The following is an 18,639-nucleotide window of genomic DNA, read 5'->3' as shown; positions in this document are numbered from 1 at the left end:
ATATTTATGCAACCATTTGGTAGCATTTAAAGACCATGAACAGCAGAAGAGATGTTTTTCAGGCGATAGCCGACCCAACCCGCAGAGCAATTATCTTATTACTGGCAGCTGGGGCGATGACACCCAATGCCCTTGCGGAGCATTTTAATTCCAGCAGGCAGGCTGTATCAAAGCATTTGCAAATTCTGTCGGAATGTGAAATCGTTATACAGGAACAACAGGGAAGAGAAATTCACTATCACCTGAATACAGTAAAAATGAAAGAGATCGAAAAATGGCTGGAGCAATTCAAAAAACTATTAGCCAGACGATTTGATCAATTGGATGATGTACTTAAAAACCTAAAAAATAACAAACGATGAACAAAACCATCCTATTTGAATTCACAACAGACAAGGAAAACAAAAGGATCCATGTGGAACGCTCCTTTGATGCGGATGTGAAACTGGTGTGGGCTGCCTGGACGGAAGCCGATATTCTTGACCAGTGGTGGGCCCCCAAACCCTGGCAGGCGGTCACCCAATCAATGAATTTCACAGAAGGCGGACGCTGGTTGTATTATATGCAGGGACCTGAAGGCGAAAAACACTGGTGCCTTTTCGATTTTGAAAAGATAATCCCACTGAAACATTTTTCAGGAATGGATGCTTTCTGCAATGAAGAGGGCATTATTAATGATACTAAACCCAGGGTTCAATGGAGCAATGATTTTGAACCAGCCGAAGGGCAAACCCTGGTGCGTATACAACTGCAGTTTGAAAAATTGGAAGACCTGGAAACCATCATTCAGATGGGCTTCAGGGAAGGCTTTACAGCCGGACTGGAAAATCTGGATCAATACATTGCTGCACAATTTTCTCTGCGAAAGCAAAACCGAACAGATTCCAGCGCCAGGGTATCAACCTATCTCAATTTCGCAGGAAACACAGATGAGGCTTTCTATTTTTACCGGGATGTTTTTCAATCAGAATTTATTAATGGTATCACCAGGTTTGGCGATCTTCCTCCTGATTCCTCGCACCCACCAGTAGCCGAAAACATAAAAAATATGGTCTTGCATGTAGAGTTACCTATACTTGGTGGACATATCCTGATGGGTACAGACGCGCCAAAAGAAATGGGATTTATCTTATCACAAGGTAACAACATGCATATTCAGCTGGAACCCGAATCAAGAGCTGAAGCAGATCGGATTTTCAAAGCGCTTTCGGAAGGTGGTGTCATCGAAATGCCCATGCAGGATATGTTCTTTGGTGCGTATTTCGGAAGTTTCACGGATAAGTTTGGTATTAACTGGATGATTCATGTTAATAATAAAAAACAACCTACCCATGAAAAATAAAATTTTCAATATTGTTTCTGCTTTATTCGGATTGCTCCTGATCAATGGAGGCCTGAACAAATTTTTCAATTACCTGCCGGTACCTGAAAATCTGCCGGAACCATTATTAAAAGACAGCAAGGCACTTATGGAGATATCCTGGTTGATGCCGCTGATTGCGACTGCCGAACTAACAGGCGGACTGCTGATCCTTTTTCCAAGGACCCGCGCAATGGGATTGTTAATTGTTTTGCCGGTAATGACAGGAGTACTTTTGACGCATCTAACGGTTGCCCCGGACGGACTTATTATGGCATTGATAATATGGATAGTAATTGGCTGGATTATCTGGGAAAATCGCAATAAATTTCTTCCATTACTTCGCTGATTTCCTTTCATAAAAAAACCAACAGAAAAGTCAGGTGGTACTGGGTTCAAGCCTGACTTTTCTGCTCGCGTACATATCTATGCGAATAAAATGAAGGTGGGGAATTATTCAGACGAATGACTGCCAAACATCCAACCTACGGAAAATCCTACGGCATCCAGAGAGCGGAGTTTTTGACCGTCTACATTTGACAAATTGGTTGTTCCGAAGTTGAAAAAAGTACTAAGTGCAATACCATTTGCAAACTGGTAACCCCCTTTTATCTGAACGCCAATATCCATTCTTTTCATTTCATCCTCACCCTTGCCAAATTGAATATCTTCTGTAAACCCATCATAGGAATATTTACCGGACAGTGTATACATAAAATTCGGCCCCAGACCAGCAAAGATTGTACTGTTATTGTTGAAAACATGAGAATACATAATGGGAACAGGAACAGAGATGCGGTTCAGCTTAAACTCATCCCATCCTTCATAAGACAATTTACCCGCACGATATAAAACCGATGGACGAACAGCCAGGAAATGATTCAATTGAAAATGTGCAGTTGCCCCAATCTGATAATTCAACCCTGCATACGTATTTGCATCCTGATCATACAAGCCAGAAGCAGTAAAACCAGCTTCAGGACCTACACTAACCTGAGCGAAAGAAGCCGTTGAAATAAGAAAAAAGGAGGAACAGGCCACTACGAGTGGTTTAAGGAAATTGTTTTTCATAGAAAAAGTTAGTTTTTAATGGGCTCAAAAATAATAGAAGAAAAACAAAATCCAAATTTCCCGCGAAAAATCATTTTCCAGCTTTGATGACTGGCAGCCGGATCACAGAAGGATATTGTGCAGAATGGTGAATGCTATTCTCTACCACCCTGCCTTCCGATTCATCATAATTATTTCCACCGGTATTCAGGTTGCGTTCAAATCGGGGGAAATTGCTGCTGGAAACTTCTATTCGGATCCGGTGACCAGGAGCAAAATAATTACTGGTAACCATCGGCGTTAGATCCACCTTATATACTTTCCCATTCTCCATCATCACTTCTTTTTCGTAACCTTCCCGGTAGCGAAGCCGCTGAATGGTTTCATCCAGGTTATAGGCTTTACCATCCGGATATACATCAATCAATTTAATTGTGATATCCGTATCCGGGCCGGTGGATGAAACATATAATGTACTTTCAATAAAGCCTGTTATCTCCACTCCTTCTTTCAATTCTTCAGTTGTATAAACCAGAATATCTTTTCTCAATTCCATGGCAGACTGATCAAAGGAACCACCCTGAATGGCATTACCCGTACAGCAAACATTGCCTCCATAAGAAGGAACCGGGTTCATGGGATCATAGGTGAAGGTATCGGATTTACTTTTTGCATTTGGCTTTTTGGTGCTCAGGGTGCCATCTCCAAGGCGACTGTTAGCGCTGCCACCACTATTTAAATAAAAGCTGCGCATTTCGGTATTGGGCAAAGGAAAACTTTCCGCCTGCTGCCATTTGTTGCTACCCATGGTATAATACCGGACACGCGGATTGCTGGCCTTAAAATTATTCTGCTCTCCTGTCAGGAGCATATCAAACCAGCCCCAGGTTAGTTCATCATAATTCAATCGGGCATCTCCCACACTCCTTTCTCCTACAACTGTATTTTCAGAAGCACGTTTATAAGAACAATGCAAAACCGGTGCAATGATCAGGTATTGGTTATCAGCAACTCCTGGCTTCTTTGCTGTATTGCGCACATGATTAAAAAGTGCAATATTGGGAGCTGAGGATACATCGTACCAGGAAACAAACCAGAATGTTGGCACTTCCATCGGCATATTATCATGGTACAACCCTCCCTGGAACCAGGCCGGATCATTTGGTTTTCGAACTATCATCTTATCATAAATGCCGGTTGAGCCCTGTGCATTTTTAATGATATCTTTTACCGGTAAGTGCTTCAGTTTTTCCGCCCAATCAACTCTTGGCATTTCCGGACCCATATCATAAAACCGTTGAATACGTTGCAGGTCCTGTTGACTGATTTCTTTAGGAAGCCTGGGCCGGTACAGATCATGCTGTGTTCCATACAACCAGGCGGTAAACAACATTTGTTGGGCCCCACCCCGGTACCAGTTCCCCTGCTCGTAAAATTTTCCTACCCTGCCGACTCCGGCGCCAAATCCCTGTGCTACCATTGCCGCCAATGCAGGATGGTTCAGCGAGGCCGCAGCCATCTGCCATTCAGCAGTTGAGGAACAACCAATCAATCCGATTTTTCCATTGCTCCAGGATTGCTTCGACATCCATTCGAATGCATCATAACTATCGGTTAGGGGCGTACCCAGGATATCCCATTCCCCTTCTGAAAAAAAGCGTCCACGCTCATTCTGTACGACATAAGCATACCCCCGGCTAACGGCAGCATAGGCATCTTCCAGGGTACGTGTGGTCATCTTACCATCTACCCAGGTATTGAAATTATAGGGTGTCCGGCTGAATACAATCGGTACTTTCTGATTGCCTTTAGGGCGATAAATATCCGTAGCAAGCCTGACTCCATCACGCATGGGCATCATAACCTTCTGGTCAATGATGGCGATGGAATCGAGTTTCCTGTATATAGTTGCAGTATCCTGAGCCGACAGTTGCAATACCAGCAGAATGGCTATAATGAGCAGGGAAATCTTTTTCATAATCCGAATGTAAGAATTTGAAAGCAGCTTTCCATTAAAGTAACTTAGCAGAAATGCAACCGAATGAATAAGTACTATTTTTTGCTAGCCTTGTTATTGGGTATACATCTCTTCACTATTGCTCAGTCTTCTCAACGAATGGTTCGCCTTGCTAAAATTGAAGTGGACCCCAAACAATTGGAAGCGTACAACCAGGCACTAAAAGAACAAATGCAAGCAGCAATAAAAAAAGAACCAGGGGTGCTAACCTATTATGCAGTTGCTGAAAAAACAGCTCCGCACCGGATCACCATTCTTGAAATTTATGCTGATAGCAGTGCCTATTTGTCGCACATCAAAACAGCTCATTTCCTGAAATACAAGGAAACGGTCAAGGACATGGTAAAATCGCTGGAGCTGATTGATGTTTCGATCATACGAGTTGCGAGAAAACCGGACAATTATTCCAACCGGTAAACAATTGGCTGATGTTTGTAGGTTTTTACATTTTTCCCATCCTTTACAGCTGGTATCCATTTTCCGGAGATGGAAATCATACGGATAGATTCATCGTCCAATGTATATTCGATCGATTTTCCAATGAAAGGTTCGATTACCTGACCTGATTCATTTACCATAAAAAAGACAGTCACCCTACCTTGAATGTTGAGATCAACTGCTCGTTTGGGATAGCTTAGGTTTTTTGACAAAAATTTGCTCCAGCTACCAATGCCGCCCGGATATTCAGATTCTTTTCCATCAGCTGAATTACTGTTATCTTTATCATTATCCAAAAAATTGATGGTTTTCATCAGCTGGTCTTCATGGTAAACGTATAGCGTTTTAAATGGAAGACTGTCAACTGGAACCAGCTTATAAAAGTTCCCGTGTTTTTTTCCGTTTACATAAACACCGAAAGAATCCAACAATCCTTTTCCGTTGTAATACCTCGCCGCACCATGTAATTGTTTACCCTCCCGGTCTTTGTATTGCTCTGTTTTGATTAATGGACCTTTAAAATTGTAATAATCAAACTGCCAGCAGGTATCGCTTCGCTGTTGCACCCGTAACATGTATTCAGCAGCCTCCAGAGTAGTACCATTCCAGTTTTTATCAAATACATAAAAATTTTCTTTGCTTTTTTTCTTTTGAGCAAAAGCAGCATTTCCGAAAATTAGCAGGAAGGATAAGGTAGTCAGCAGTATTTTCATATAGCCAAAATAGAAAAAATTATGAGATTTGCAAACCATGATCGCTCAACGAGAGATTTTAAAAATCAACGGACAGGTTATTTTTGAACGACTAACCATTGAACCTCCTTTCAAGCACAAGGCTATTTTCCCGAATGAAGCCTGCCTGCTTTTTTTAAGCAACGGCAGCCTGGAACTTGAATCCATAAATGGAATTCATAACATGCAATCCGGGGAGAACCTGTTGCTTAAATGTGGAATTTATTTTGCCGAAATACTGCAACAGACAGATCAAACTCCAGCAACCGTCATAGCCATTCACTTGCCAAAAGATCTTTTAAAAAAACTAATTCAGCAGGATAATCAATTATCTATTAAAAGTGCCTTAGCCCCGTCAAATCTAGCACCAGTAACCAGTTCGCAGGTGTTAGCGGCATTTATACAATCGCTTGCTGTTTATTTTGAATCACCTGAATTAGCCAATGCTGCAATTTTAACCTGCAAAATTCGTGAACTGGTTTTACTGCTGGTGCAAACTAACTATGCCGTATCTATCAACGATTTAATTGATCAACTCTTTTCCCCTCAACTGGCCTCTTTCAAAGAAACCATTGAGGCTCATATTTTTTCACGTGTAAGCATCAATGATCTCGCCTATTTAACCGGCATGAGCCTTTCAAGCTTTAAACGACAGTTTGAAAAAATATACCAGGATAGCCCAGCTCAATACATACAATCACGGAAAATCAGGGAAGCCTGCAATTTACTACAACGGTCCTCCCTTAGCATTCAGGAAATAGCCTACCGTACCGGATTTCAGGACCCGTCTCATTTCACCAAAGTTTTTCGGAAATGGACTGGCCATTCACCAATGGAATTCAGAAACAATCGCCCGGATCCTGAACCAAACAGACCAGCTTTTGGGCAAAACTGACCATTCTTTCCGATTGGCCACCAGTAGTTTTGCTTTATGAAACAGATTCATTTTCTTGCTGCCTTCTTAGGTGTTTCAATTTTTGTTTTTGGTATCCTCAAATTTATAGATCCCTTTCGTTCCTGGTATCAGACACAGATTAGTTCAAGCGGACTTGGAACTGCCGCTTACTGGCTGGGCATTATTGGTGAAATAGGTGTAGGTGCTATGTTGCTGCTTACAGTGATCAACCGCGAAAAATTTAGCCCCGGAAATCTCAGATTCATAGGAATCACTTCAACATCACTGCTTGTATTCATGATGGCCACCGGCATATATGTACACCTGCATCCGGGAGTTCCTGCAGCTGTCTTACCGTTGAAAATCAAACCACCGTATATACCGGCATTTTTTCTTCTGGCTGCCTTGATACATTTACGATTACTGATAAGGCAAATCAAGTAAATTACAGCGATGGCTACCTGCTATTCCTGTCATGCGTTGTTAAATCGTAAAAACCAGTCCTGGGAACATATTATCCCCAGTGCATTGGGTGGCTCAACCAAAAGCCGGCGAATTCTCTGCAAAACCTGCAATGAAAAAGCGGGTAGTACAATTGACCAGGCACTTGTAGCCTACTGCAGGAATCAATTGGAAAAATTTGGTATACAACCCGACAGAATCAATTCCAGCCAGGATTGGAAACGGCAGCCATTCACAATAGAAATGGTGATGATGGCAGTGCATAAAATAATCGCAAACTTCTACTATTGGGAATGGAAACCTGCAACCAGCATCCTACACTATGATTCCATACAAAAGCATTTCCGGGTAGTACCCCATTTTTATAATGAATTGCCCCTACACCTCATTTATTTGGAAGCCCAGGAGCAGAGTCGTTGGATGAATGGCTATATCGAACTGTTTGGCGAAATTGGCTTTATAGTCAAATTTGAAACAGCGCTTTCAGGAAAAAATACAACAGCTCTTTTTCTCCAGGATCCCATTCAGAAAAATGAATATCAAACTACGGAAGAAGATCGGAATCAAATTATAGAATTTTTAAACCAACAACTTCAGGCCAATGAATCGGACTTTCGCTGAACCATATCTTTCATAACTTTTTCCATTATGCGAATTTTTCCGGCCCTCGGTAACATTGCCAACGAATAATATAACAGTTTACTTAACCAACCCGGCTTCAAGGTGCTTTTTTTTCCAAGATTGTTCAGGCAGGCTCTTGCCACATCTGCCGGTAGCAAAGCTTGCTTCATTTTCATTTGCGCCCTGCTAGCAAATCCCGTATGAACAGGTCCGGGTGCAGCAACAAGTATGTCTATACCTTCCTTTTTAAGTTCTCTTGATAAGCCCTCTCCTAAAGTTTGTACATATGCTTTGGTGGCAGCATAATGAGCAGCTTATGGTACGCCCTGAAAGCCCACGATAGAGCTTATTAAAATAATTCCACTTCGCTTTCTGCCTTTGAATCGCTGTATAAAGCTATGTACCTGTGTCAGTACGGCCTGCACATTAACCTGCAGCATATCAATCTCTTCATCCAGCTTGCTGCCAGCAAACAAACCAGAAGTAGCATATCCCGCGGATGCCACAAAAAGCCCGATTTGCAGGTGGGCCGTACGCTCCAGCATGAGTTCATTGTCATGAGTCAGGGAAAGATCACCTGAAAGCACAAGAACTTCCCTTCCTCCGGACCGAATTTCATTGGCCAGTAATTCCAGGGCAGTTGTATTGCGACCATGTATCACCAGGTTCAAACCCATTTCACTTAATTGCAAAGCAATCTGGTTACCTATGCCGGAAGATGCTCCGGTTACCAGTGCCCATGGACCATAATCCTGTACAAATCGCTGCTGAACTGAAGTAGTCATTATCCAATTGTTTGGGCAAGATTAAATAAGTTCCCACATCACACAAATGATAATTATCAAGATATAGATTTTCGCTCGGATGTTTCCATTTTCCAGCTGGCGGTAGGAAATTTTCTATACCCATGCTGCAGTAGAATGGTCCCGGTATGGAGACCCTTCAATTTCCAGCTAAACTGAAAAAGGAACTATCGCACATTATTTTGTGCGGCAGATCACCTTGAAACAATCAATTGCTTGGGTACTGTTTGAAATAGTTCAGGGTACAGTTGCAACAACTGATCGTATCGTTCTTTTGCACTGCAGCTTAACAGGGAAAATATGCGTTGCTGCAGCGCTACATTTCTGCGATTGGTTTTTTTCTGAAAATGTTCCATCTTTTCCATTTCTCCGCATAATTTCTCCCGATTTGAATATGACAAACAAAGTACTTCACTGGCTTCTGTTGACGCAGTAACCGACTCATGAAATTTTTCTTGACAATTATGTATTAGAACAACTTCAGGAAGCATAAATTTTAATCGGAATCAGTACCCAAAGTTTGGTATCTTTATTTTTCTTTTTGATCACCATTAAATTATTGGTTATGAAAATCAAAAAAGAAGACATTCCACTTAAGATGGAAGGACCGGATACTACCATGCGAGGTATTTCCGGGTTTGGCGGAATGACCGCATCTTTCAATGTTCTTCCTGAAGGAACAGATTTTACCCCATTGCTTCATGGACTTAAAAACGATAGTTGCCACTGCCCCCATTGGGGCTATTTAGTCGAAGGCGAATTATTGATTCAATACGACAACGGAACAACAGAAACACTTACTGAAGGGGATCTTTTTTATCTCCCTCCCGGTCATACCGGTAAAGTTCTTAAAAACCTTAAGTATGTTGAGTTTAGCCCAACGAAGGAAATGGATGAAGTACTGGCCCATATTTCCCATAAAATGGCTGCCATAACAGCCTGATTCAGCAACCAAAACTGGCCGGAAAAAATATTTCCAGCCAGTTTTTTTTATTCCATTGGCAACATCTCTTCCTCGATTTCCTGCCCACTCAGTGCAGCTGCAAATACTTTAAACCCATTGATTTTCCCATTGAAATAACGCTGATCCGGAAACTCTTCATTGCCTCCCATTACCCATCGCAAACGACTCGACAAATTCACTGCCCTGTCTACTTCAAAAGAACCTGCTTTCACACCATCAATGTAAAGAGTAAAGACTCTTCCTTTGCAAACACCGGCAATATGATGCCATTTGTTTTCCCAATCTTTTGGCAGTGACACATCACAGGAACCTTGTCCCCAGCCACCCGCAAAAAAACTTAGCGATTGCCCAGTTTGCTGCAGTACAATAAAATCTCCCTTTGCAAGTATATCCGCCATGCCTTTTTGTTTTCCTGGCAATACCCAGGCCATCACCGTGATTTCATCCTGCAATTCATCCAGGCTTGGAGAATTTTCAAACTGTACATATTGAATGGTTTGGGTTGTATTATCTGCCATAAGTCGGGTTTCCTGTTTGAATAATCCATGATTTCCAAGCCCCGATCCATCCTTGACTTGCTCTCCTGGCTTTGCTTTACCCATCGCTATATCCAATATTATTTTCTCCCTTGCATGCTCCACTACTTTTAACTGGGCAGTCTTATCTCCTATCTGAACCTGCATAATTCCAGGCAGATCAGCGGGCACCTGAACAGATTGCGTTTTTTCTTCGCCAGCTTCCAGTAGAACAGTTTCATCTTTTAGTTTTTGGCCATTTACCATAACTGGCAGCAACACAGTTTCTGTTTTACCTGTTATATTTTGAACAATATAATCTAACCGATGTGCTGTTCCATATTTAGCCAATGGTACAGTCCGCAATTCCTTTACCAAAAATTTTTGATTGGGTGTTTCTGCAGGAAGTTTCACCGAGAATGGAATTAGGTGTCCCGCATTTAATTGAATCGTATGCTCACCAGGCTGATAAGCCTGTAGAAGTACAGAATCTGTGACGGTTGCTCCTTCCGGTAACCAGCTCATTTTTGAAGTTTTCGGTTGCCCGTCAACCCGAAGCTTAACGGAAGCATTTCCATCAGCACCGGTATTTCGCATTGTATAAATTACCCAAACTGAATCATTGGGTTCAACCTCCTGCTTCCTGGTATAATAACCAAGTAATTCTGGTTGTACCGGATGAATCGTTGCCGACCTGCCATCAAACCGTGCGGATTTGAATTTTTCATCCGCCGGTTTTGACCAAAGCTCAAAAACCAATTCACCCCCCATAACAAGCTCATCGTGGTATAGAAATAACTTATTTAATGGTTTGTCGCGGAGGCTTAGTCCCTGTACATATATATTTTCTGCAACATTCGAAGGCGCCTTGATTTCAACTGTTTTTCCGCCGGGCAATTGCAGTTTAACCTGCTTAAAGAGGGGCGATCCAATCTCATAAACAGGAGCGCCTACGACTACCGGATAAAAACCCATGGCACTAAAAACAAACCAGCTCGACATGGAACCAAGGTCGTCGTTGCCGGGAATACCACCCGGACCAGCAGAAAACTTTTCCTGCATAATTTCGCGTATCCATGCCTGTGATAGGGAAGGCTGATTAGTAAAATTGAATAAATAAGGCACATGAAATGCAGGTTCATTATCAAATAGCAAAAGTCCTGTTGCGAGTGCTGAATCAAGTTTAGCAATAAAAGAAGAATCCCCTCCCATCAGGTTTACGAGGCCCCGTGCATCATGAGGTATCACATAACTATAGATCCATTTATCTCCTTCTTTATACCCGTTACTCTCCGGCTCAACTATAAATTCCTCCTGCTTTTTGGGCAGGATAAATCCACTGGGTGAATGAAAAAGGTTTCGGTAACTGTATGCAAGCGGGCCAAAAAAATGTATACCAGATGAATCCTTTACTTCTTTTGCCATTTCAGCCATAACCCAATCGTTGTAAGAGTACTCCACCGTTTTAGTAACGGATTCTGAATAGGCTGCTGAGACATATCCTTTCTTCCGGTATTCCGCGAAATCAGGTTCCTGCATGGTGGAATCCAGCGAAGCCAGCATAGCTTTCCAGGCTAGTTGCAAATCAAATCCACGAATTCCCTTGCGCCAGCTGTCCAGTATAACCGGAAGCGAGTGGTAGCCGGTCATCGGCCCCTTAGGTAGTTTTCCTGTTTGTTCAAAATGGTCCAGCATTGAACGAATCATATCTTCCTGAACAGAAGGCACGAGCAGTGCCAATAGTGGATGTAAACTTCGGTAGGTATCCCAGGGAGAGAATTTACTGAACTGATGAATTCCCTTTGTGAAGTAAACCTTACCACGAGCTCCTTTGTAACGGCCATCTACATCCGAAATAATCCAGGGTACCAGGAAAGAGTGATAAAACGCCGTATAAAACTTTGTTTTATTTTCTTCAGAAGGATCTTCCACCTGGATGAGGTTGAGCAGATTTGTCCATTGCTGCTGGTTCGCAGTCCGGAAAGCGTCAAAATCCCAACCCGGGCACTCCTGTTGCATATTTAGCATACTCCCGGCTTCATCAATGGAGGATACTGATAATTTCATCAACACCGAATTATCAGAACGGGGTGAAAAAGTCAGGACCACACCATCTTCCACCGGTTCCATACCCATCATATCGGTTGGAAAGGCAAGCACCAGATTCTGGCGTTCACTATATAGAAGGCGCTTGGATCTTGGTATGAGTTTACCCATATCGCCCAAAAAAATGCGTGGTAAAACACCATTAGGAAAACGAAAGCGAAAAAGTCCGGTTCGTACGGCAGTTGTCATCTCAGCAGTACCCTGGTCATCTGTAAACTGAACCCGATAATAACCTGGCTGAGCCTTTTCCTCCTTATGACGAAAAGGCCTTCCGGCACTTGGTTTCTTCCGAAACCTGGAATCAGCAAGTGGCAGCACTTTAATATTTCCTGCAGAGCCATTCGGGTAGCCGCTGCTATGATTGGTACAACTGAAGAAATAAATGATGGAGTCTCGGTAATCATATCCCTTGAGCCCGCCGGTTTTAGTTTCCGGACTCAATTGCACCCTTCCCCAGGGAGCTACGGCACCCGGATAGGTTCCACCTTCAGCCCCCCATTTGGTTGGTTGTTCGGCATTGGTAGTACCAATAAAAGGATTGACGAGATCCAGTACAGTTTTTGACTGGGTTGTTTCTGCGGCTTGCGCAGTAGCATAAAAAGGAAAAAATACGCATCCCGCTATTGCAGTTGCTACTAAAGAAAAAAGGGCCTGTTTCATACGGCCCTGAAAATAAGCAATCTGCTGCACCCGAAACAGAAGCTACGCCTCCCCCTCCCCTCAATTTGCGCAAAAGCCTCAATTACCCATCAGGCAATTGAGGCTTTTCGTTCCAGGTCTCACTTCTCACTTCTCACTTCTTACTTCTCACTTCTTACTTCTCTAATATCCCTGGTTCTGTACCAGGTTCGGATTCACCCGTATATCGTTGAACGGAATAGGAAATGCCCAGGAGCGGGAGTTGGCTCCAATTGAACAATTGTTGGATGAAGAACCACCAGCAGTACCACATTCAGTTCTGTTGATGATGCGCGTAGTACGTTTGATATCAAACCAACGGTGTCCTTCACCAAGTAATTCAACTCTGCGCAACAACAAGATCGCGTCAAGCAGTGCTGCACCTGTTTCATTACCTTCATCCACACCGCGTGCAGCACGTAATGCATTCAGATCTTCCAGGGCAGTAGGGTTTCCAAGACGCTGTTTGGCTTCTGCCCGAATGAGCATCATCTCCCCTGCACGGAATACTTTGAAACTGTTTACGCCTGGGTATTTATCAACGATGGTTCGTTGAAAACCACCAATACCGGTTTGATTAAAGAGAATAACTCCGGGTTCGTCATAAGCACCACCCAGGTCTTCAATAATATTGCTGATCGGCGTGGCTACCCGGTAATTCGGATTACCTCCCGAAATACCACCACCAGGCGTAAGTATATTGTCAGAAGGAATCGCCCAATACACTTCACTGGAAGGAGCAGCTTCGGTATCAGTTGAAAATACCTCAACATAACCATCGGCATCTGTGAGTCCGCGAGCATCCAGTGCTGTAGTTGCTTCATCAATTGCAGCCTGCCAGTTGCCGGCATATAAATTGATTCGGGCCTTCATTGCATGTACGACTGTTTCATCAATATAATAGCGGGCAGTATTCCCTGAAGGATTACCTCCCTGTTCAAATGCAATCAGAGCGTTATCGAGATCTTCAAAAATCCGGTCATACACTTCTTTTACTGTATTCCGTGCCGGCAATATGGTCAGCGGATTTAAAGGATCAAAACTGGTTACATAAGGAACAGCCAGCTCTGTAGAATTACGATCGTATTGTGGAGCAAAATAACGCAGCAGATCAAAATGTGCATGCGCACGAATAGCCAGTGCCTGCCCGCGAACCGTTTTTGCATCCGCCTCAGTATCTCCCGTCTCATATGCAGGTAAGGCCTGCAGTACATTGTTCACCCGGGAAATGATTTCATAACCCTGGCGAAACGCGAGTTGAACAGCACCATTATCCGCGTTGTAAGCCAACTCAGACAGGATGCGCCAGTTACCGAGGCTTTCCAATGCCTCAATCATATCATCACCCATCATATCGGGTAATGCACTCCAGGCACTTGCTGAGCCGCTGGCAGCTGGATTATTATAATACCGGGTACTTTTAAATCCTTCATAACTTCCCTGAAGAGCAGATTGCACATCTTCAAAGGTCTTCAATTCGGTAAGCTCTGTCTGCGGTTCTGTTTCCAGCTGTTTGTTACAGGCACCAAGTACCAGCAGGCCTCCCGCTAAAATGGTTATATATAAAAAACTACGTTTCATGTGTTCTGTTTTTTGAATTAAAGGGTAAGGTTAACGCCTACGGTTACACGCTTTAAAGAAGGATATTGTGCTCCGCTCACCGAGGCATTGGAGTTCGGATCTGCATCGTTCACACTGGACACTTCCGGATCCCATCCCTGGAACTTGAATTTGGTATACAGGTTCTGACCCTGTACAAAAATCCGGAAGCCCTGAATCTTAAGACGACTTACTACTTCTGCCGGTAAAGTGTAGGCCAGTTGTACATTTCTCAACCGGAAGAAATCTCCTTTTTCCAGGAAGCGGGTTGTACTACCTTCTGTTGTTTCACTTAAGCGTGGAAAATTGGTGATTTGCCCTGGTGTGGTCCAGGCAGTCAATCCACTTCTTGCAAATCCGGAAGTTGTATATCCATTATACTCAACATTGAATCTCGCATTGTTATAGATATAGTTTCCTGCAGATAAAACACCGAAAGCAGAAAACTCGATTCCTTTATAACTAACTGTAGTAGTTAAACCGGCATTGTGTGGAGCATCACTGGTTCCCAATACCACCAGGTCATTCGCATCATACTGCTCAGTAATTGTTTTTCCATCGGCTTTGTAATACTGTGAGTTTCCGTTGGCCGGATTCACACCTGCATACCGTACCAGGTAAAAACTATTGAAGGGTTTACCAACCTGGAGGGCCTGGAAGCTCTTGTACAACTGGAAATCCTGGCCATCCGGGAGCGACTTAATCGTATTCTTATTATACGCATAGTTCGCATCAATTGACCATTTGAAATTTCGTTTATTGATAATCTTCACACCAATGGAAGCTTCAATACCACGGTTTTGCATGCTACCATTGTTGCTCAGCAAGGTTCCATTTCCTCCACTTGTACTTGGAACAAAGGGAGAGAAATACAATCCCTTGGTTAAGCTGTTATACCATTCAACAGATGCCCGCACCCGCGATTGGAAGAATTCCATATCAGCACCAATGTTGAGTGTGCTTCTGATTTCCCAGGTTAGCAGGTTGTTTCCCAGACGATTTACACTCAGCGAACCACGACCACCATAACTACCTCTTCCATATTGTTGCAGGTAAGGGAAATCACCAATACCATTCTGATTACCCACAGATCCGTAACTCGCTTTGAGTTTGAGGAAATTCATTGCGTTGAACTTGAAAAAATCTTCATCACTTACAATCCAGCTCGCACCTGCTGATCCGTATTGTGTCCAGCGATTCTCCGGGCTCAGTTTTGATGAACCATCGGTTCTTCCTGTTAAAGTCAAATAATAACGACCCTTGTACGCATAATCTACTGATCCGAAATAAGACATCAGTGCATTGTTCTCCGGAAATCCACCACCTACTACCGGAATGAATCCATTGTCAACAGTGCCTGGTACCAAACCTGCTTCATTCTCAAAAGGCAGTAATAAGCCATAAGCTGTGTAATTAAATGAACGCGAAGTATTTTTTACGAACTCCGTAAACAGCGATACTGACAAGTTATGATCTCCATCCTGATCCAGGTCAGTTTTATAATTCAAACTGTTGGTAATGGTATACCGGAAACGTCTGTCAAGGCTTCTGGCGATCTCACCATTCCGGCGGAAATCCTGACCAAATGCTTCATTCTGACGAGCCGACTGTGTACCATTCTTGATGATACTAAATCCTTCCAATTGAGAATAATCGCCACCTGCATTGATGCGATAGGTCAGGTTCTTTACCCAGGGTAATTTGTATTCAAGATAAATATTTCCTGAGCCTTTTAGCTGCCAGCTGCGATTGGGATTTTCAATCAGGTCTTCAGCCGGATTAATCCAGAAAGGAAACTGAACAGACTCTCCATATGAACCATCCGCATTATATGGACGCTCATATGGCAAGGCCCAGATTACGGTATTCAGTGGAGAACCAATACTCTGGTCTCCTTCAAAAGTGCCAGTATAATTGGACCAGCCGCCAGCCATATTAGCACCAATTTTCAGGTTATTATCGGTATGTGCGATATTGATCCGGCCATTGTATTTTTTAATCCCCGTTCCAATCGCGATACCTTCTTCATCGTAGTAACCCAAAGAAGTATAAAAGGTTGTCTTATCAGTACCACCAGAGGCAGAAATCTGGTGCGATTGCATTCCCGCATTGCGGAAAACAAAATCATTCCAATTGGTATTAACCTTGCTGAACTCTTCCACCTCTGCAGCTGACCAACCCCAGGGGTTTCCGGCAATATTCATTTCGAAATCCAGTTTTTCCTGGGTATTCATCAGTTTCAACTGATTTTCCGGAAGTCTGGCCGTACCAATCTGGCCATCATAGCTAAGACGCATACGTCCCGCTCTTCCCTTTTTGGTAGTAATTACAATTACCCCATTGGCACCACGTGATCCGTAAATTGCAGTGGAAGCTGCATCTTTCAAAATGGTTACCGACTCAAAATCATTTTGGTTCATGCTGCTGAAATCACCAGCGCGGATTTCCACTCCATCCAGAATATACAAGGGCGCATTGGATCCATTGATGGAACCTTTACCACGGATGATCACATCCGCATTTCTACCCGGTTGACCGGATCCCGTTTTCACGTTGATTCCAGGTGCCTGTCCCTGCAACATCTGATCAAAAGAAGCATTCGGCTGTGTCCGGATATCATCAATTGACACTACCGATACAGATCCCGTATTAGCGCGCCGCGTACGTGTTGCATATCCAGTTACCACCACTTCGTTTAAGGAGCGGCTGGCCTGTTTCATACTTACCAGCAATTCATTTCCTGTAATTGCCACTTCAATTTCATCGTATCCAACATAGGTGAATACCAATGCACGTGCATTGTCTGGAGCAGAAACCGAGAAGCTTCCCTGCTCATTGGTAGTGCCCAGAATGGCACCATTTTTTACCCGGATGGAGGCTCCTACAACCGGACTTCCATCTTTTTCATCCACCACTTTTCCTGTAACAGCTTTTTGTGCAGCTGCAGTTGTACTCAACGAAATCAATACCGTCAAGTACAAGATAATTTTCCTCATAATGCTGTTTTTTCGTTAAATATTTGATCTACTTTTCGTGAAGGCAGAGACAACCAAAATTACCATTGCGTTGCAGGAACACAGTTAACATGTGTTGAGTGGTGAATTATCAGGATGTAGCAATCAAACTAGATGATTAGAGATTCAGAGAAGAAGTCTACCTTTAGTTGGTATTCCATTCACTCACCATTAAATCAAATTCTATGTCAGTTGTAAAAGTGTTGGAATTGATGGCCAACTCCACTAAAAGTTGGGAAGATGCCGCCCAGCAGGCTATTACCGAAGCTTCCAAAAGCCTGCATAATATCCGTTCCGTTTATATCCAGGATATGAGTGCCTCAGTTGAAAATGGTAAGATCACTGAGTATCGTGTGACGGTTAAGTTGAGCTTTGAAATAGAGAAGTGAGAAGTGAGACGTGAGAATTACTGACCGATTACATTTCTTGGTTTACCCTCAATGAAAGCCTTTACGTTTGCGATGGTTTCATTTAGCAAGCGCGTGCGTGCTTCGACGGAGGCCCAGGCAATATGTGGAGTGATCAGGCAATTTTTGGCGCTTAGCAAAGGATTTTCTGCAGTCGGTGGTTCAACACTCAAAACATCCAGTCCGGCTCCTGCTATCCAGTCCTCATTCAATGCCTGCGCCAGGTCTGCTTCCACAATCAATGGCCCCCTGGCTGTATTTAAAAGGTAAGATGTATGCTTCATCTGTCGCAACCTTGCTGTATTAATAAGGCCTTTTGTCTGCGGTGTTAACGGACAATGTAAACTCACCACATCTGCCTCACGAAACAACTCATCCAGCTCTACCCATTTGAAACGTTCAGATTCCAGTCTTCCTTTGCGGGTTCGACTGTGAGCCAGCACTTCCATGCCCAGCGCTAATGCCATATCTGTCATTTTTTGACCGATATCACCCAATCCGATTAATCCCATTTTTTTTCCTGCCAACTCCACCAGAGGTTGTTTCCAGAAAGAAAAATCGGAAGAACTAACCCATTGCCCCTGGTGCACCGCATCACTGTGCTGCTGAACCCGATGCGTTAATTCAAACAATAAGGCAAAACACAATTGAACCACGGAATAACTGCTATACCCCGGAACATTACTAACGGTAATGCCTAATTGCTTAGCTGCCTCTATGTCTATTATATTATATCCTGTTGCCAGTACGCTGATGAATTTCAGCTCAGGTAACTGCGCCAGTTGATCCGCCGTCAGGGCTGTTTTATTCGTCAGTACAATAGTGGCTTCTTTTGCCCGCTCCACTACCTGATCAGGGGCTGTCCGGTCATAAACAGCTAGCGTGCCCTGGGCTTCCAGGCCTGTCCAGCTAAGGTCACCCGGATTCAACGTATAGCCATCCAATACAACGATCTTCATCTTTACCTGTTTGAACACCA

17 protein-coding genes and 1 pseudogene are annotated in these 18,639 nt (G+C 43.4%); 9 read left to right on the top strand and 9 right to left on the bottom strand.

What is annotated here, in order from left to right; all coding sequences use genetic code 11:
* Positions 1-35: 35 nt before the first annotated feature.
* Genes MD536_RS03390 through MD536_RS03380 form a run of 3 tightly spaced genes read left to right on the top strand, consistent with a single transcriptional unit; the run spans position 36 to position 1,709 of the window.
* Entirely contained in the window at positions 36-362 is a 327-nt protein-coding gene (locus MD536_RS03390; RefSeq protein ID WP_239595808.1) for an ArsR/SmtB family transcription factor, read from the top strand.
* Positions 359-1,342, top strand: coding sequence for an SRPBCC domain-containing protein (locus tag MD536_RS03385; RefSeq protein WP_239595807.1), 984 nt, complete (start codon positions 359-361; stop codon positions 1,340-1,342). The genes MD536_RS03390 and MD536_RS03385 overlap by 4 nt, the downstream gene beginning before the upstream one ends.
* Positions 1,332-1,709 (top strand): DoxX family protein, encoded by a 378-nt coding sequence (locus MD536_RS03380; protein WP_239595805.1) that lies wholly within the window; start codon positions 1,332-1,334, stop codon positions 1,707-1,709. Before MD536_RS03385 ends, MD536_RS03380 begins: the two co-directional genes overlap by 11 nt.
* A 104-nt stretch (positions 1,710-1,813) precedes the next feature.
* Here MD536_RS03380 and MD536_RS03375 read toward each other — a convergent pair whose 3' ends face one another.
* Positions 1,814-2,431 carry a porin family protein gene (locus MD536_RS03375; protein ID WP_239595803.1) on the bottom strand — a complete coding sequence of 206 codons (618 nt, stop codon included), beginning with the start codon at positions 2,429-2,431 and terminating at the stop codon, positions 1,814-1,816.
* 70 nt (positions 2,432-2,501) lie between these two features.
* Positions 2,502-4,388: a CocE/NonD family hydrolase gene (locus MD536_RS03370; RefSeq protein WP_239595802.1), complete on the bottom strand. Its 1,887-nt coding sequence runs from the start codon at positions 4,386-4,388 to the stop codon at positions 2,502-2,504.
* Between the two features lie 63 nt (positions 4,389-4,451).
* Between MD536_RS03370 and MD536_RS03365 the strand changes: the two genes are divergently transcribed.
* Complete coding sequence (locus tag MD536_RS03365) at positions 4,452-4,844, top strand: putative quinol monooxygenase (protein WP_239595801.1); 393 nt, start codon at positions 4,452-4,454, stop codon at positions 4,842-4,844.
* Here MD536_RS03365 and MD536_RS03360 read toward each other — a convergent pair.
* Positions 4,829-5,578 carry an energy transducer TonB gene (locus tag MD536_RS03360; RefSeq protein ID WP_239595800.1) on the bottom strand — a complete coding sequence of 250 codons (750 nt, stop codon included), beginning with the start codon at positions 5,576-5,578 and terminating at the stop codon, positions 4,829-4,831. The genes MD536_RS03365 and MD536_RS03360 overlap by 16 nt on opposite strands.
* 37 nt (positions 5,579-5,615) lie before the next feature.
* On the opposite strand from MD536_RS03360, the gene MD536_RS03355 reads away from it, so the two are divergent.
* Genes MD536_RS03355 through MD536_RS03345 form a run of 3 tightly spaced genes read left to right on the top strand, consistent with a single transcriptional unit; the run spans position 5,616 to position 7,574 of the window.
* Entirely contained in the window at positions 5,616-6,491 is an 876-nt protein-coding gene (locus MD536_RS03355) for a helix-turn-helix domain-containing protein (RefSeq protein WP_239598171.1), read from the top strand.
* 36 nt (positions 6,492-6,527) lie between these two features.
* Positions 6,528-6,935 carry a hypothetical protein gene (locus MD536_RS03350; RefSeq protein ID WP_239595798.1) on the top strand — a complete coding sequence of 136 codons (408 nt, stop codon included), beginning with the start codon at positions 6,528-6,530 and terminating at the stop codon, positions 6,933-6,935.
* A 9-nt stretch (positions 6,936-6,944) separates the two neighbouring features.
* Positions 6,945-7,574, top strand: a complete 630-nt coding sequence (locus tag MD536_RS03345; protein ID WP_239595796.1) for an HNH endonuclease — start codon at positions 6,945-6,947, stop codon at positions 7,572-7,574.
* On the opposite strand, the pseudogene MD536_RS03340 reads toward MD536_RS03345, so the two are convergent.
* Positions 7,547-8,359: pseudogene (locus tag MD536_RS03340) on the bottom strand (SDR family NAD(P)-dependent oxidoreductase). The gene MD536_RS03345 and the pseudogene MD536_RS03340 overlap by 28 nt on opposite strands.
* A 212-nt stretch (positions 8,360-8,571) precedes the next feature.
* The gene (locus tag MD536_RS03335; protein WP_239595795.1) at positions 8,572-8,742 is read right to left on the bottom strand and encodes a hypothetical protein; all 171 of its coding nucleotides are present in this window, start codon (positions 8,740-8,742) and stop codon (positions 8,572-8,574) included.
* A 200-nt stretch (positions 8,743-8,942) separates the two neighbouring features.
* On the opposite strand from MD536_RS03335, the gene MD536_RS03330 reads away from it, so the two are divergent.
* Positions 8,943-9,320: a cupin domain-containing protein gene (locus tag MD536_RS03330; protein WP_239595793.1), complete on the top strand. Its 378-nt coding sequence runs from the start codon at positions 8,943-8,945 to the stop codon at positions 9,318-9,320.
* Between the two features lie 47 nt (positions 9,321-9,367).
* On the opposite strand, the gene MD536_RS03325 is transcribed toward MD536_RS03330, so the two are convergent.
* The 3 genes from MD536_RS03325 to MD536_RS03315 form a co-directional block, all read right to left on the bottom strand.
* Positions 9,368-12,622, bottom strand: a complete 3,255-nt coding sequence (locus tag MD536_RS03325) for a GH92 family glycosyl hydrolase (RefSeq protein WP_239595791.1) — start codon at positions 12,620-12,622, stop codon at positions 9,368-9,370.
* A 162-nt stretch (positions 12,623-12,784) separates the two neighbouring features.
* Entirely contained in the window at positions 12,785-14,221 is a 1,437-nt protein-coding gene (locus MD536_RS03320; RefSeq protein WP_239595789.1) for a RagB/SusD family nutrient uptake outer membrane protein, read from the bottom strand.
* Between the two features lie 17 nt (positions 14,222-14,238).
* On the bottom strand, positions 14,239-17,235 hold the full coding sequence (locus MD536_RS03315; protein WP_239595787.1) for a SusC/RagA family TonB-linked outer membrane protein: 2,997 nt from the start codon (positions 17,233-17,235) through the stop codon (positions 14,239-14,241).
* A gap of 203 nt (positions 17,236-17,438) precedes the next feature.
* Here MD536_RS03315 and MD536_RS03310 point away from each other — a divergent pair, with 203 nt between their 5' ends.
* Complete coding sequence (locus MD536_RS03310) at positions 17,439-17,642, top strand: dodecin family protein (RefSeq protein ID WP_239595785.1); 204 nt, start codon at positions 17,439-17,441, stop codon at positions 17,640-17,642.
* A 17-nt stretch (positions 17,643-17,659) separates the two neighbouring features.
* Here the strand turns inward: MD536_RS03310 and MD536_RS03305 are convergent, their stop codons facing one another.
* Positions 17,660-18,619, bottom strand: a complete 960-nt coding sequence (locus MD536_RS03305) for a D-2-hydroxyacid dehydrogenase (protein ID WP_239595784.1) — start codon at positions 18,617-18,619, stop codon at positions 17,660-17,662.
* Positions 18,620-18,639 lie beyond the last annotated feature (20 nt).

This window comes from Flavihumibacter cheonanensis, assembly GCF_022352215.1.
Classification (GTDB): Bacteria; Bacteroidota; Bacteroidia; order Chitinophagales; family Chitinophagaceae; genus Flavihumibacter; species Flavihumibacter cheonanensis.
Note: the sequence above shows the minus strand (reverse complement) of the source record. Positions and strands in the feature narration are given on the sequence as shown.

Bases quoted from the DNA above. Each gene is read 5' to 3' on its own strand.
- MD536_RS03390 (WP_239595808.1), top strand. From the start codon at position 36: ATGAACAGCAGAAGAGATGTTTTTCAGGCGATAGCCGACCCAACCCGC.
- MD536_RS03385 (WP_239595807.1), top strand. From the start codon at position 359: ATGAACAAAACCATCCTATTTGAATTCACAACAGACAAGGAAAACAAA.
- MD536_RS03380 (WP_239595805.1), top strand. From the start codon at position 1,332: ATGAAAAATAAAATTTTCAATATTGTTTCTGCTTTATTCGGATTGCTC.
- MD536_RS03375 (WP_239595803.1), bottom strand. From the start codon at position 2,431: ATGAAAAACAATTTCCTTAAACCACTCGTAGTGGCCTGTTCCTCCTTT.
- MD536_RS03370 (WP_239595802.1), bottom strand. From the start codon at position 4,388: ATGAAAAAGATTTCCCTGCTCATTATAGCCATTCTGCTGGTATTGCAA.
- MD536_RS03365 (WP_239595801.1), top strand. From the start codon at position 4,452: ATGAATAAGTACTATTTTTTGCTAGCCTTGTTATTGGGTATACATCTC.
- MD536_RS03360 (WP_239595800.1), bottom strand. From the start codon at position 5,578: ATGAAAATACTGCTGACTACCTTATCCTTCCTGCTAATTTTCGGAAAT.
- MD536_RS03355 (WP_239598171.1), top strand. From the start codon at position 5,616: ATGATCGCTCAACGAGAGATTTTAAAAATCAACGGACAGGTTATTTTT.
- MD536_RS03350 (WP_239595798.1), top strand. From the start codon at position 6,528: ATGAAACAGATTCATTTTCTTGCTGCCTTCTTAGGTGTTTCAATTTTT.
- MD536_RS03345 (WP_239595796.1), top strand. From the start codon at position 6,945: ATGGCTACCTGCTATTCCTGTCATGCGTTGTTAAATCGTAAAAACCAG.
- MD536_RS03335 (WP_239595795.1), bottom strand. From the start codon at position 8,742: ATGGAAAAGATGGAACATTTTCAGAAAAAAACCAATCGCAGAAATGTA.
- MD536_RS03330 (WP_239595793.1), top strand. From the start codon at position 8,943: ATGAAAATCAAAAAAGAAGACATTCCACTTAAGATGGAAGGACCGGAT.
- MD536_RS03325 (WP_239595791.1), bottom strand. From the start codon at position 12,622: ATGAAACAGGCCCTTTTTTCTTTAGTAGCAACTGCAATAGCGGGATGC.
- MD536_RS03320 (WP_239595789.1), bottom strand. From the start codon at position 14,221: ATGAAACGTAGTTTTTTATATATAACCATTTTAGCGGGAGGCCTGCTG.
- MD536_RS03315 (WP_239595787.1), bottom strand. From the start codon at position 17,235: ATGAGGAAAATTATCTTGTACTTGACGGTATTGATTTCGTTGAGTACA.
- MD536_RS03310 (WP_239595785.1), top strand. From the start codon at position 17,439: ATGTCAGTTGTAAAAGTGTTGGAATTGATGGCCAACTCCACTAAAAGT.
- MD536_RS03305 (WP_239595784.1), bottom strand. From the start codon at position 18,619: ATGAAGATCGTTGTATTGGATGGCTATACGTTGAATCCGGGTGACCTT.